Raw genomic sequence first — 14036 nt, 5'->3', positions numbered from 1 at the left:
CAGTTTAATCTACGATCAGCTCTGTTCCATTTTTAGAAAAATCCATATAATACTGTTCATCATCTAATTTGTAAAATGTTACGTCAGTTCTTCCGTATTGTTCTAAATCCTTACGCCATATATATTCTCCATTAGGAATATTAAGTCTATTTCTAAAGTACTCTCCTAGTTGAGCGTTACTAAGGGGTGTAGTTATTGCCTTATTATTTTCTTGTTCAACACGTAATATCAACTGATGTCCATCATCTGTTATAACTGTAAAGTGTTGCTTGTCCAAAGGGAAAAATCCTGTTCGTACTATACTTGCAGGTAATCCAATATATGCTTCATTTCTATTACGTTTATTTCTTTGTCCCCAATTTAATCCTGATTTTGTACCTATCTCTCCTGTTCGTGATAATAGGGACAAACAAACTGACTGGACTCCAGTGCCGTCTAAACTTCTCTGAGGCCGGTTTTCCAAGTCTAATACTGGGTGTGTTGGGTGAAGAATAACATAATCTTCAACTTCTGAATGATTACAGAATATTGTACTATTTTCCACGTTAAAATAATAATTATAAGCTTCTATCGGATCGCACTCTACCATATATTCTTTTCTTGCCTTACTAAACGCAATCTGTGTGAAATTTGCAGAACCAGTAAAAGCAATAACTGGATTATCATTTTTAAGCCATATATATAATTTAGTATGTACAGGTGGATTTTCACTTACATAACTACACTTAAAACTGCTAATACCTGTCGGCATTGCTTCATGCATCAATTCTTTAAATCCATCATGAATACTCACACTCAATCCATCATAAGGAACCATTCCAACGATCAATGATACATCGATACTTCTAGTAGTGTTTATATGTACATTTCTTATAAACCACGATGCCATATTTGGTGTTGCATACCCCGATAGAATACATAAGCGGTTTACATCTAAGTTCAAAGGATTAAATAAGATACTTTTCGCAAGATTAGTGCACATATAATATACCTCCTCTATTTTCAGCTATACTATTTCAAAAATATTTACTCATTATATCGTATTATATTTCCATCTGGAAACCAGTCAGATACTATGCCATCCAATTGATTACTTATATTAATAAACTTTTGGTTCAAGTCTAATGTCTTAACCCAAATCGTATTTCCACTCATTTGATATCTAAAATCTGGCGACATAGACTCATCTGTTTTTGCATATAATAACATTCCACAAACATCACCACTTTGTTCTACATCTTTATTTTTTACATACGTAAAAATTTGATAAATATTGTTTGAGTGAACCGTCTGACTTCCATACTTTTCTCTTATCTGCATAGAATGCTGATAATATTTTGTATCAATAATCAATACCTTTCCTTTATATTCTAAGGTAATATCCGTTTTCATAATAGGTAAAAATCGAACTATATCGTCATTAGTATTCCATTTTACGTAAGGTGCAGATACATTTAATTGAGGATAATGTTTCTTAAAATACTCCAATACAAAATGCTCATACAAACTATGCATTTTTTGATCATCGAAAAATTGTTTAATAAGAACATCTTCACTACTTTCCGATAATAAAAGTCCATTAACAACTAAGTAGCATATATTTATTAGCATTTTATAAGTTGCATTATTACTATGATATTGAATATGATTCCAATTAACCTCTGTTAAAGGAATTTGCTCAACAGAATCAAAATAAATAAGCACTTTTTTCAATTCTTTCTTTCTATTAAAACTAACATCTTTTGATTTTAGCAACAATATTGCTGTTGATTTTAATATTTGATTAATCCTAACATTTGCAGATAACTCATCAAAGTCACAACTAAGTTTGTTATTAACTTTGGTATTATTTTTAATAGAATCGGTAATATTTATTTTCCCCCTAGGATTTGAAAGTACTTCATTTTTATAAATGTATTCCCTACCAAACCCTCTTTTAACTTGATTTGATATACCTTTAGCCAAAATAGCTGAAAACAATTCTGATGCATTGTTAAACGCTTCTAATGATAATCTAGCATAGCTTCCCTCATTTAGTACTTTAAACGCATATGCTAACATATAATAGATATTTTGAATTTTTATCATATTAAAGCACCACGTAGCTGAGATGCCCACTGTTCAACCTTACTCAATTCATCAAACCAATACTCCTTTAATAGAGGAATTAATTCATATTCTACAATCATAGCTAGTTGCTTATTATCAAGTTTATCTTTTTTACAAAAATAACTATGGCCAATCTGAAAGCCTGGTCCCAATGTATCATCAGTAGAAATTTCAATATTTAAACTCTTAACCACTTCTATTAATTTTGCTAGCTTTGTACTTTTAAACAAATCAAGAATTTTACCAAATCCATCTGATTGAAATGCTGGAGATAATTCGTAAAACGAAAACCTTCTTCTTAATGCATAATCCAACATTGCTAAGCTTCTATCAGCGGTGTTCATCATACCAATAATATATACATTATCTGGAACAGAAAATGATTTATTTGTATAAATCATATTAATACTTTCATTACGCTTATCTGCCTCTATAAGCATAAGTAATTCCCCGAATATCTTACTCATATTACCACGATTAATTTCATCTATAATGAAAAAATGCTCTCTATCACTCTTCCTTGCTTTTTCACAAAATTGGTAGAAAGGTCCCTCTACTAATTCAAAGCCATTACCATTTGGACGATAACCCATAACAAAATCTTCATAACTATAACTTTGATGGAACTGTACTAACTGTATACATCTTGAATCTTTACATCCAAGAATAGAATACGCAAGTCGTTTTGCCGCAAATGTTTTCCCTACTCCTGGTGCTCCTTGTAAAATTAGATTTTTCTTGTATTTTAATAAGCTACATAATTCTTCATATGTCTTTTCACTAATAAATACCTCTTTAAGAAAATCCTCTTTTGTATATAAATTATAACTATCTTCATTTTCCCTTTTGTATTTGTAGTCCTCATCTGTTTCGAATAAAGTATCTAGTGAAGTAGCTACTGAATCCTTAACCTTCTCTCCATAGCCTACTTCTATTTCTACATATCTTGTAGTAACACCTTTAACTCTTGCAAACATTTCAGCATCAATAATAGACGATAAATCATTTTCAATACTTGGACTTAATTCCAGCATTGCTCTCATCAGTGCAATTGCATTTTTTTCTTGAATTTGAGAAAGTGCCTGATTTGGTTCCCATTTAACAATAGGACCAATACCAATGATACCATATGTATCTCTATATGATAGTAAATCTTCTCTCTTTATTGCTTTATCAAGTAGTAATTTAATATCTACCTTTATGCGATAATTTTTCCCCCTATATCCTATATCATAGGGTTCTTTGGAAATAATGCCCATACCAATTAGTCCAGTATCCCACTGCGGCTTGTCTCCTCCTAAAACAATAAAAACAATTTGACCTAGTTTTAGTGAATCTTGTAGAATATTTAATCCATCAAATTCAATATTAGATTCTTTTTCCAAAATTGCCTTAACCGTATTAGGATCTTTTGTTTTTATACTAAAGTAAGGACGACCTTCAATCATAGCCTTATTGATAATCTCATTCGCTATTTTTTCCAAATCATCAAACGGTATATCTTTATACTTTTCATAAATTGAAAATAAAAAACGACTTCTTTTTTGTAATGGTCTATCTGTCCATCCCCTTCGACCATTATCATACAATGCATCGAATGCGTCTCTATCATTTTTTGCCTTAGAATATGTAAAACCGAATCTATTAGCTACAACCTTTAATGCATTAGAACACTTCTTTTTAGCATATCTAACATCATCACTCTTTATTTGAGAAAAATACAAACACACTATTGCTAATTTTTCTTCTGGATTAATACTGTCCAAATCTATCATATACGTTCTCCTTTATTGTATAATATTTGTCATAACATTATTTTATTACTTAATATGGTCTTATTCAACAAATTTGTATATTTGTATACTATAAATAGTACAATTATACCTTAAAATATTAAAGACATATTTACACTTCTGTAATATATGATTAATTCGGTTACAACTTAGAGTAAACTGTCTTGTAAATGATTCTAGTCAACTTTCTTACTTGTAGAGAATAGTTTTATATTCCCACCATACCTTTATCCAATTTTATAAAAACCTCATTTACTTATGATACAGTTCCCCATATCATACTCTAGACTTTTCTAACTATTAAATGTAGAAAAGAATCTACTTCCAAGTATTTAACAATGCTAAACACTTGAAGAATAGATTCTTTTATATCTTTTTATTTTAACTTAGTAAATATATATGAACTATGGCAGTCACCACAAATTTCACTTTTCTTGTATTTATAAACTTTATCTGATGACTATCCGTTTTGATACTCTCATCTTCTTCAAAGTGGGAGTAAAGAGTGGTTACATCCCTGGATAACCATTCCCTAAGCTTTAGTGGGAGTAAAAACGCCCTCTGAAGCCAAGAATTGTGTTTATCAAATCATCATAATAAAATGTAGGTAAATTTGTGGAAAACAAATTTACCTACATATATCCAAAACATATATTATTGAATTTTTTATTAAATACTTTGTGAAATAAGCTCTGTAAAATGTTTAGCATCACCAGTAGAATAATAGTTGTACCAGGATTCAATAATCTCACAAGGGAAAACATTCAAATATTGTATAATGTGTTTCGCCCATAATAAACCTCCTGCTGAACTTGCTGTTATCAAGTTGCAATCTATAACAGCTGGAGAATTAACATATAACTCTTTACCACTATATTGTTTTGAAAATAATGTTAGATAATCTAAAGAATTGCTTGTATGCTTGAATTTATCTAAAACTTTTAAATCAGCCAAAGCAAGTGTGGCTCCACATATAGCCCCTACAAGAATACCCCTATCTATATATGATAAAGCTTTTTCTAAAATCTGATTATTTTCTTCACTGTTCCATGATTCTGCACCAGGCAAAAGCAAGGCAACCATATTATCTTCATCCATTTCATTTAATAAACAATCTGAAGTTATAGTTAATCCGCCAATTGTTTTTATTGGATTCTTACTAGTGCTAACAGTTTTAATTACAAATTCTCTATTTTGTTTTTTCAACATAGATTCCATACTAATGGCTTGCAGAATATAGCTAACTTCCCATTCAGCCATAGATTCTAAAATGTAAAGATATATAATTTTCTTCATTATGTTCCTCCTAAAATTGATTGTATGATTTTTAAGGCTATTTTTTCATAATTACTTAGCACAAACCTTAATTTAAAAATATTCTAACACAAAAACAGTGACACCTATATGTCACTGTTCTCATAATTTTTTATTAAAAAATTATTTCACCCTTATATTACACACTACAACATCTCCAATCTTCACAATTCCATATATCCGTTGCAATATCTTTATAAAACTCTGGCTCATGGCATACTAGAATTATGCTACCATCATACTCTTTTAAAGCATGCTTAAGCTCATTTTTCGCATAAATATCTAAGTGGTTTGTAGGTTCATCCAAGACTAATACATTGCTAGGTTCATTGATTAACTTACACAGTCTAACCTTAGCCTGTTCTCCTCCACTTAATATATTAATAGGGCTATCTATATGCTGCCTTGTTAACCCACATTTAGCAAGACTACTCCTTACTTCTGTTTGAGTTAGATCAGGGAACTCATTCCAAACATCATATAAAACTGAACCAGCATTATCTTCTATAATTTCCTGTTCAAAATATCCTATCTTTTTATAATCGCTTAAAGTCACCTCACCATTTATAGGTTTTAAAAGTCCAAGTAAAGTTTTTATTAAAGTAGTTTTACCTATTCCATTAGCACCTGTTATTGCAATTTTTTGTCCTCTTTTCATTTTTAAATTTAGAGGTTTGCTTAATGGTGTGTTATACCCAATAATTAAATTACTGGCATTGAAAATTATATTTTCTGGCATTCTCACACTTTTAAAATTAAAATATGGTTTTATGATTTCTTTTTTGATTTCTATTTTTTCAATTTTATCAAGCTTTTTTTCTCTTGATTTAGCTTGTTTTGCAGTCGAAGCCCTTGCCTTATTTTTCCTTATATAATCTTCAAGCTTTGCAATCTCGTTTTGCTGCTCTTTATATTGAATTAACCTCTGCTCTTTTCGTACTTCATAAAGATTAACAAAATGATCATAGTTTCCCGCATATCTTGTTAAGGTTTTGTGCTCAAGATGATAAACCACATTTACTACACTATTTAAAAAACTATTATCATGTGATATTAATATAAATGCACCTTCATAATTTATTAAATAACTTTTAAGCCATTCTATGTGCTCTTCATCTAAATAGTTAGTTGGCTCATCTAGTAGTAAAATATCTGGTTTCTCTAGGAGTAGTTTTGCAAGTAAAATTTTAGTTCTTTGTCCTCCACTTAAAGCTGAAACATCCCTTTCTAAAAGCTCTTTAATCCCAAGTCCAACTACAGTTGCTTGTATTTTAGAGTTAATACTGTAAAAATCATTCTTATCTAAAATCTCTTGCATGGTTGCAATTTGGTTTAACGTTTTATCCATTCTCGCTTTATCCATATTGCCAAGATCATTATATAAATCATTAATTTTATTCTCTATATCAAATAACTTTATAAATGCCTTTTTTAAAAAATTGAATACAGTAATTCCTTCTTTTAATTCAACCAATTGATCCATATATCCAATGCTAAATTTACTATTCCAATCAATAGTTCCTTCATCAACTAAAATTTCATTTGTAATAATTTTCATAAAGGTCGACTTACCTTCACCATTAGCTCCAACAAGACCAATATGCTCTCCTTTTAATAATCTAAAGGATACATTTTTAAATAATATTCTATCTCCAAATGAATGACTCATGTTTTCAACTGTTAAAATGCTCATAACTCTACACCTCCTTGTATCCTTTGATTGAATGATAACACCACAAAGGCTTAAGTCCAAGTTCATAAATAAATCTGTACTGTTTATGAGCACAGGAGATGGCGCTAAAATAAATAATATGAAAATGATTATAAACTTAGTATAAAAATTTAAGGCATGTTTTTCATAGTAATAAATGTGAAAAACATGCCTTTTATATTAACCATAACTTTTATGATTTCTTATTATTCTTCTAATACTACCTTCTGTTAGGAAGTACTCTTCAGCCAATATTTTAACAGAAGCTCCTGAAGAATATTTATTAAATATCTCTTTATTCCTTACTTTAAGATATCTTTTAGTTTCAGTATTTTCTCCCCAAGACTTTTTATTTTCATTTTTTTTAGGTATATAAATATATCCACCATCAATATAATTTTGAATAATCTCAATTATACCATCTGGCAATATATTTTGTGCTTTTTCATATTTCATAATTCTTCGCTCCAATCTACATTTATCAACTGTATAAATGAAGATGCAAAGGTTGACTAAAATATGAAAAACTCAATATTAATATATTGGCTCCAAGCAAAAGTTTTTCATATACTACAATCTTTGCATGGAGCTAACTACTATAACTAATAACATTGCAATCCACCTTCCTTTTTATTCTAAATTATATCACTTTAATTACTTGTGTCAATTTCCCCAACCACTCCCATTAACTTTTTATTAATTAGTATCATTTATCTTCTAAACATGTATCATATAAATTTAGTGAAAACCGCATCTACTTATGGTACGCTTCTCCGTATCATCTACAAATGATGCTTTTCCATTTTATTCTTGTGTATATACTCTACATAATTATGGTATAATTCTAAAGTAGAAATTAAGAATTCCGTAGTGGATGGCTACGGGGGTTTTGAACATTTTATCCCCCTTGGACTATTGGTGAATATTTCATCATAGTTGGGGGGTGGTATTGGATATGCTAGAACTGACTATAAAAAGCTTTGTTACTATTTATATTATTAAATTAATTTTACAACATAATCTTTTTATTTCTAAGTTAACTATCAAGATTAAATTTCTTGGTATTCATATAGAACTTCATGGCAAAGAGAAAAAGCACCCATCCGACAAAGAATAGTGCTTTAGTCTCTTAAATTCACATAATAAATTTTATCTAATAGCCCTAAAACAAAATAAATGTTCTAAGTATTGCTTAGTGTTACCAGCACTAAGCTTTTCTTATTTACACCTCTGTGTAAGTTCGATTATCTAAATCAAAGATTTAGAATCTTACTTATATTATATCAAATTTCTATAAAAAATAAACATCTAACATTATTTTATATAAAAATTTTTGACTAACATATAAATTATTCACTTATAGAATTTAACTCATTACATATATCATCTATTTCGTCATAACTACTTGTTATATCTATTATACTATTATTAAGCTCATCAATTGACGTAAAAATTTCTTCCATAGCAGCTGTAGTGGATTCTACAGTTTGGCTAATATCCTTTACTAAACTTAATGTACTTTTCATCGTATTTTCAAGCGATATAGATTGTGATCCAACACTGCTTGAATAACTTAATACATTAGAAGTATTCTTATTAACATCTTTAAATAACTCTTTAACATCATTTGTATGCTCATTACATAATTCGATTGACTTTTCTTCTTTTAATATTTCTTCTGCAACTACCTTTGTTTTATTAGATATATTATTCAATATTAATTCTATTTGATCTGTAGATTCTTTCGAATCCTCAGCAAGTTTTCTTACTTCTTCTGCAACTACAGCAAAACTTTTTCCATACTCTCCAGCTCTAGCTGCTTCTATTGATGCATTAAGGGCTAATAGATTGGTTTGCTCTGATATTTTTGTAATACTGTTAATAATATGAACTATTTTTGCATTTTCGTCACTTAATTCATTTATCATGGATACCACACTTAAAATATTTGTATTTACCTTATTCATTTCCGAAGATAATATATCTACTTTATTATTACCTTCTAATACAACATTTTCAGTTGACTTGGATGATTCCTCCATAGTTTTAATAGCATTCGTAACTTCTTCTACTTTTTCTACTCCGCCCTCTATTGAGGCTTTCATTCCAATCATTACATCAACTTCTTTGGTTGCACTATTAGCGACATCGCTTGTAGAGCTAGTTATTTCTTCTGCTATTTGTCCTGCTACAGAAATTCCACTTTTTATTTTCTCATTAGTTGCTGTTAAAATTTTTATAGTACTATATATTTTTTCTAGCAACAACTCTGCTCTAGATTTAGCTTCTTCAGTAGCTTTATGAGTTTCTTCTAAATCTTTATAAATACTTTTGGTAGTAATGGCATTAATCGATAATATAGCCGTTCCTGCTACTATGTATGCTATATAAAATACTAATTCATAGTATTTTACGGAAGCAAAGAGGGTTGTTTTATAGCCTAAGAAGAAATACACTACAAGTACTATGGACAAAATTGCTTCAATAATTAATATTTTTAAATCTTGATATACACTCATTAATATAACACCATAATATATCAAAATAAAATTAGCCCAATTTGGGTCTGATATAAACATTATACATATAACAGCAGTATACATTATTACCGTATAATACATTGTTTGAATAATACATTTCTTTTTTATTAATATAAAGTCAATTACAGCTAAAGGTATGGAAAGTCCAACTAATATTAATATGGCATTCCTATCTACCTTTAAAATCACATCAAAAATTGCCCTTAATACTACGGATGCTATAAATCCTGCCAGCATAATTTTATTCTTCAATTCTACGTTTTTTTTGTAATCCATTACTACACCCCCTTGGTCAATATACCATTATTATTATTCGTAATATCACTACACAACTTTACCACATTCAACATTTTTCTGCATAATTTTCTTAATTTGCTGAAATATTCTTCGATAATTGTAAATGAATATATTTAACAATAAAGATAAGGCGGAGATAAAATGAATATAAAAATTAAAAACATCGAATATTACCATCCTAAAACAAGCTATTCTAATGAATATTTTTTGAAACATTTTTCAGAGCAAGATGTAGATATTTCCGGATTATTAAATGTTACTGGAAGAAATCAGAGATATGTTTCTGAAGATTTTCATGAAAATTCTTTAACTATGGCTATAGAAGCTTGTAAAAAAGTAATAAGGACTGCAAATATAGATGCACAAGATATAAATTTAGTTGTATTTGTATCTTCTACCCCAGAATATCTATCTCCTACAAATGCTGTTAAAATTCATGATGCTTTAGGTTTATCTAAGAATACAAATGCATATGATATGAATGGCAATTGTGCAGGAATGATCATTGCAATGGATCAAATCTGTAGAACAATGAAAAGCAATAACAGAATTAAATATAGCTTACTTGTAGGTTCAGATTTAGTAGTTAGATATTCAAGAAGATCAGAGCCTATTACTTATTCTAACTTTGGAGAATCTGCATGTGCTGTTTTATTAGAAAACACTGAAGATAACATATCAGATTTCATAGATAGTTCATCTTACGTAGATAGCTCATTAAGCTGCTATATAAAATTTCCTCCTGATGGCTTTTCTAAGGTATTACCAATAGATGAAGATACACCAAAAGATAATAGAATAATAGAATGGACAGATTTTAATACAGATGAGGCCTTTGCCAGTTCTGTTGATTCAATAAATGAAATACTAGATCGAAATAATCTAACTAAAGATGATGTTAAATTATATTGTCTATCTCAATTTGCAAAGAAAAATATTGATATGATAAGAGAGACTTTAGAAGAACCAGAGCATAAATTCCCATTCGTAGGTGACAGATTTGGATATACAGGTGTTACAAGTCCATTTATTGCCTTAGCCGATTCTGTTTCAAATGGTACCCTTAAGCCTGGAGATCATGTTATTTTATGGACAGTTGGAGCTGGTGTGGTTGCGTCATGCATACTACTTAGATATTAATATTAAATCACAAAGTCATATATGAACTTTTTTTGTTCTAAAGTGAGTATATAGGTATATTTGTGTAAAAACAAATTTACCTACATCCTCCCTAGTATAAGTTATATAAATAACCTATACTTAAAATTACTACTTACATCTATGCCAATTATAAAAATCTTTTAGCTCTGCTTTTCGTTCCTGTGGTAAGGCTGTTTTCTTAACACCTTGAATTGCACCTTCCAGTGCTAACAATCTATGAATACACGCAGAAGAATCAATTTCTTGTATTTTCAGCCATGCTTGTTCTGTGCCAATATCCTTTAATTCATCATAACTAAATATACCTACTTTATTCAACTGACTTTCAACTTCTTTTCCGATATTAGGTAATTTTGATAATTCTCCCATAGAAAACTTCCTTTCAAATTGGAATTTGTTATTTCCTGTTTGGTTTTCTCGTTAGAAACAATAGTGGATAGGCAGTCGATTTTATTTACTTTCGCACTGGCCTGATATACTTAAAAAACCGTTCCGGATTAAAATAAAAGTAAATTATTCTACCGGGGGAAGTATCAAAGCAGTAACCAGTGCCTGCAAAATCAAAAGTTGCCATTGCCTTTTCAATCTTTTCCTCCACACTACGATTTTCCTGCTCATAATCGAATGGCCCATGTTCAAAAACAATATACTCGGCTTCGGGAACATCAATCATAAGCATTTGTGGTGGTACTTCGCCTTTATAATCAAAAGGAAGACGTACACCATAACACTCTGTACGTGGAATACCCCAATCGCAGAGTCTGCCGTCCGGGTCATTAATGTACGCCATAATCTGACCGCTACCGCTGTTAGATTCGCTCCCACCATCATCATCCAATTTTCCCTTGATACTATCGAGTAAACCGCAAATTGTTTCGCAGTCCTGTCCCGGAATAAGACTTTGCTTTTGCCAAAAATCCCAATACCCATTACTCTCATAGTTTTTAATGTGCAAAAATTTGTGTGCGGGAATGGTTACAAAATAAATTTTAACATCATCTGTAGATTTCATCATACCAATCTCTCCCAATCCTAAAAAGTAGCGATCGAAAGGGTTTATTTTTGTACGAAGAACGACAGGATTAGGCTTTTTTCGGTATTCACTTGGAGTTACACCATATGTTCCCTTGAAAGCTCTGGTGAAAGCTTCATGTGATGAAAAACCATAATCAAAGGCAATATCCAAAATGCTTTTTTCACTATCCCGAACCTCTTTTAGTGCAAAGGCTAATTTTCTATGCCGCAGATAATCCCTAAATTGCATACCCGATATTTCTTTAAATTTTCTCGTTGTATAAAATTCGGAATAACCCAGCCTGCGAGAAAGAAAGCGTAGTGTCAAGGCTTCATCATTATAAGTTTTAATACATTTGTCAATTTCATCAACGATTATTTGAATTTGCTTCTGCCACTCGTACATTCGTCTGTTCACCTCGTTTCAACCGTCCTACATTTATTATAAAGAAATAGAGAGATTACTGCTTGATTTTACTTGCTGTTATTTCATTTTTCTCTTTTAAGTTCTGCATTTTTGCGTCTGGCCTGCAATATGAGGTTTTTAATACCCCTATCAAAGAAATTTTTCTCTGCACCGTTGCCATTCTCCATGCTATGATATGTAAAAGCCATTTCCTTATGACTCATCCTCTAAATGAAATTCCTCTTCACTAATTAAATTACAAATAAACTTTTTAAAATTATCTGCTAATTTAGTTATTGCATAATCATATTCCTGATCAATATGTACAACACTTGGTTCCCCTTTAGGTCCGCATTCCCTATAATCTAAAAATATCATATCATGTCCAGCTGATGGACAATCAGCTATTGCAACCCCAATGTCAGGATATTTCCACTCTTCAATCCAAAATCTACTTCCAAATTCTCCACACAATGAACATGATTTGTCTAAAGCAATACTAAATAATCCTGTTATGCCTATGTGATCTTCTGCCCAGCTTGTAGGAGTTTCTGTACGAATAGCATCTTTCTTGAGAAGTCCTCCATTATGAATACGCATTAACTCTATATATGATTCAGGCAATTTGTACAATATTTCCTGCTCTACCTGTTTTATTATTTCATCTGTAGGATAGTCAGATATATATTCTTTATATGAATAATCACAATCATTCCAAAGATTTTTCAATATATTATCATCAAACATAACTACTCAACTCCTATTGTCTTACACTAAAAAATTATTTTTTCCACTTAATTATAGCATATTTTGTAAATATAGTATTACTTATGATCAGGAATAGGATTAAAAACATGCACTAAAATCATAGAAATGCATAATGGTAATTTATATACTAAAAAATAGATGATTTATTTACAATTACTATTAGACTAAATGTAAAAGTAATTTAGCCCTTTATTCTAGTTATATATAAATATAAAATTAACCTACGAAAATTATAATTTAATTTCACCTATTTTTATATTCACAGAATTTTTATAAGTAATAAATAATATCTGTAAATTCAAGCATCGTATCCAGATGATTGATAAAAATATGTGGGAGATAGCAGTCAAAGTGGATAGAGTCTCCTTCCTTAAGCACATATTTTCCTGTAGCCAGCTGAATCGTCAATTCACCTCGATCCACAAGAATATATTCTTGAGTTTTAGGAGCGTGACCATCAGAGTTATACTCACAATGTGGCTTTACCTCAACCTTAAATAGTTCAAAATTACGGTTGGGATTGGTGGTATAGTAACAGTAGGAGATAAAGGAATTCGTATTCTCGGATTGCTTCTTTGTGTCGACTTTGTGGATGACAACGGCATCCTCCATTGGCGAGTCAATCAGCTTGGTATATGTGACCTGTAGTCCGTTGGCAATCTTCCAAATTGTGTTGATGGTTGGGTTGGATTCTCCTTTCTCTATCTGAGAGAGCATTACCTTACTAACACCGGATAACTCGGATAACTGACCTAGACTAAGATTGCGATCTGTTCTTAACTTCTTTAAATTTGCTGAAATTATATCATTCAAGTTCATAGTAATCCTCCTATTGACAAATATATGGTACAATCGTAAAATATAACTAACGTTCAATAAAACGAATAGTTGTAAAATATATTTTATCGAATTGCCATTGCGAT

14 protein-coding genes are annotated in these 14036 nt (G+C 30.4%); 2 read left to right on the top strand and 12 right to left on the bottom strand.

Annotated elements, in window-relative coordinates; translation table 11 throughout:
- Positions 1-4: 4 nt before the first annotated feature.
- From ACYUEW_RS02280 to ACYUEW_RS02255, 6 genes are all read right to left on the bottom strand, one after another.
- Positions 5-982 (bottom strand): restriction endonuclease PLD domain-containing protein, encoded by a 978-nt coding sequence (locus ACYUEW_RS02280; protein ID WP_460276164.1) that lies wholly within the window; start codon positions 980-982, stop codon positions 5-7.
- A 44-nt stretch (positions 983-1026) separates the two neighbouring features.
- A complete protein-coding gene (locus tag ACYUEW_RS02275) occupies positions 1027-2061 on the bottom strand; it encodes a 5-methylcytosine restriction system specificity protein McrC (protein WP_460276163.1) in 1035 nt (344 codons plus the stop codon).
- 23 nt (positions 2062-2084) lie between these two features.
- The gene (locus ACYUEW_RS02270; protein ID WP_460276162.1) at positions 2085-3884 is read right to left on the bottom strand and encodes an AAA family ATPase; all 1800 of its coding nucleotides are present in this window, start codon (positions 3882-3884) and stop codon (positions 2085-2087) included.
- A gap of 687 nt (positions 3885-4571) precedes the next feature.
- Positions 4572-5198, bottom strand: a complete 627-nt coding sequence (locus ACYUEW_RS02265; RefSeq protein ID WP_460276161.1) for a DJ-1/PfpI family protein — start codon at positions 5196-5198, stop codon at positions 4572-4574.
- 157 nt (positions 5199-5355) lie between these two features.
- Positions 5356-6909, bottom strand: a complete 1554-nt coding sequence (locus tag ACYUEW_RS02260) for an ABC-F family ATP-binding cassette domain-containing protein (RefSeq protein WP_460276160.1) — start codon at positions 6907-6909, stop codon at positions 5356-5358.
- A gap of 198 nt (positions 6910-7107) precedes the next feature.
- The gene (locus ACYUEW_RS02255) at positions 7108-7383 is read right to left on the bottom strand and encodes a CD3324 family protein (RefSeq protein ID WP_003488818.1); all 276 of its coding nucleotides are present in this window, start codon (positions 7381-7383) and stop codon (positions 7108-7110) included.
- A gap of 499 nt (positions 7384-7882) precedes the next feature.
- On the opposite strand from ACYUEW_RS02255, the gene ACYUEW_RS02250 reads away from it, so the two are divergent.
- Positions 7883-8044: a hypothetical protein gene (locus ACYUEW_RS02250; protein ID WP_162489165.1), complete on the top strand. Its 162-nt coding sequence runs from the start codon at positions 7883-7885 to the stop codon at positions 8042-8044.
- A 232-nt stretch (positions 8045-8276) separates the two neighbouring features.
- Here ACYUEW_RS02250 and ACYUEW_RS02245 read toward each other — a convergent pair whose 3' ends face one another.
- Positions 8277-9743 carry a methyl-accepting chemotaxis protein gene (locus ACYUEW_RS02245; RefSeq protein WP_460276159.1) on the bottom strand — a complete coding sequence of 489 codons (1467 nt, stop codon included), beginning with the start codon at positions 9741-9743 and terminating at the stop codon, positions 8277-8279.
- Positions 9744-9905: 162 nt separating this feature from the next.
- Here ACYUEW_RS02245 and ACYUEW_RS02240 point away from each other — a divergent pair, with 162 nt between their 5' ends.
- Positions 9906-10904, top strand: a complete 999-nt coding sequence (locus ACYUEW_RS02240) for a ketoacyl-ACP synthase III (RefSeq protein WP_460276158.1) — start codon at positions 9906-9908, stop codon at positions 10902-10904.
- A gap of 129 nt (positions 10905-11033) precedes the next feature.
- Here the strand turns inward: ACYUEW_RS02240 and ACYUEW_RS02235 are convergent, their stop codons facing one another.
- The 5 genes from ACYUEW_RS02235 to ACYUEW_RS02215 form a co-directional block, all read right to left on the bottom strand.
- On the bottom strand, positions 11034-11294 hold the full coding sequence (locus tag ACYUEW_RS02235; RefSeq protein WP_030033739.1) for a TfoX/Sxy family protein: 261 nt from the start codon (positions 11292-11294) through the stop codon (positions 11034-11036).
- Between the two features lie 85 nt (positions 11295-11379).
- Positions 11380-12345 (bottom strand): helix-turn-helix transcriptional regulator, encoded by a 966-nt coding sequence (locus ACYUEW_RS02230; protein ID WP_460276157.1) that lies wholly within the window; start codon positions 12343-12345, stop codon positions 11380-11382.
- Between the two features lie 83 nt (positions 12346-12428).
- Positions 12429-12569 (bottom strand): hypothetical protein, encoded by a 141-nt coding sequence (locus tag ACYUEW_RS02225; protein WP_460276156.1) that lies wholly within the window; start codon positions 12567-12569, stop codon positions 12429-12431.
- On the bottom strand, positions 12559-13092 hold the full coding sequence (locus tag ACYUEW_RS02220; RefSeq protein ID WP_460276155.1) for an SMI1/KNR4 family protein: 534 nt from the start codon (positions 13090-13092) through the stop codon (positions 12559-12561). Before ACYUEW_RS02220 ends, ACYUEW_RS02225 begins: the two co-directional genes overlap by 11 nt.
- 291 nt (positions 13093-13383) lie before the next feature.
- Positions 13384-13932, bottom strand: a complete 549-nt coding sequence (locus ACYUEW_RS02215; RefSeq protein WP_041350059.1) for a helix-turn-helix domain-containing protein — start codon at positions 13930-13932, stop codon at positions 13384-13386.
- Between the last annotated feature and the right edge of the window lie 104 nt (positions 13933-14036).

The sequence above is a fragment of the Clostridium sp. CTA-1 genome (assembly GCF_054768215.1).
The sequence above is the reverse complement of the archived record's forward strand: the minus strand, read 5'-3'. Positions and strand labels throughout refer to the sequence as shown.

Coding starts and splice junctions, on each gene's coding strand:
- ACYUEW_RS02220 (WP_460276155.1), bottom strand. CDS start 13,092: ATGTTTGATGATAATATATTGAAAAATCTTTGGAATGATTGTGATTAT.
- ACYUEW_RS02225 (WP_460276156.1), bottom strand. CDS start 12,569: ATGAGTCATAAGGAAATGGCTTTTACATATCATAGCATGGAGAATGGC.
- ACYUEW_RS02240 (WP_460276158.1), top strand. CDS start 9,906: ATGAATATAAAAATTAAAAACATCGAATATTACCATCCTAAAACAAGC.
- ACYUEW_RS02265 (WP_460276161.1), bottom strand. CDS start 5,198: ATGAAGAAAATTATATATCTTTACATTTTAGAATCTATGGCTGAATGG.
- ACYUEW_RS02280 (WP_460276164.1), bottom strand. CDS start 982: ATGTGCACTAATCTTGCGAAAAGTATCTTATTTAATCCTTTGAACTTA.
- ACYUEW_RS02255 (WP_003488818.1), bottom strand. CDS start 7,383: ATGAAATATGAAAAAGCACAAAATATATTGCCAGATGGTATAATTGAG.
- ACYUEW_RS02250 (WP_162489165.1), top strand. CDS start 7,883: ATGCTAGAACTGACTATAAAAAGCTTTGTTACTATTTATATTATTAAA.
- ACYUEW_RS02230 (WP_460276157.1), bottom strand. CDS start 12,345: ATGTACGAGTGGCAGAAGCAAATTCAAATAATCGTTGATGAAATTGAC.
- ACYUEW_RS02235 (WP_030033739.1), bottom strand. CDS start 11,294: ATGGGAGAATTATCAAAATTACCTAATATCGGAAAAGAAGTTGAAAGT.
- ACYUEW_RS02260 (WP_460276160.1), bottom strand. CDS start 6,909: ATGAGCATTTTAACAGTTGAAAACATGAGTCATTCATTTGGAGATAGA.
- ACYUEW_RS02270 (WP_460276162.1), bottom strand. CDS start 3,884: ATGATAGATTTGGACAGTATTAATCCAGAAGAAAAATTAGCAATAGTG.
- ACYUEW_RS02275 (WP_460276163.1), bottom strand. CDS start 2,061: ATGTTAGCATATGCGTTTAAAGTACTAAATGAGGGAAGCTATGCTAGA.
- ACYUEW_RS02215 (WP_041350059.1), bottom strand. CDS start 13,932: ATGAACTTGAATGATATAATTTCAGCAAATTTAAAGAAGTTAAGAACA.
- ACYUEW_RS02245 (WP_460276159.1), bottom strand. CDS start 9,743: ATGGATTACAAAAAAAACGTAGAATTGAAGAATAAAATTATGCTGGCA.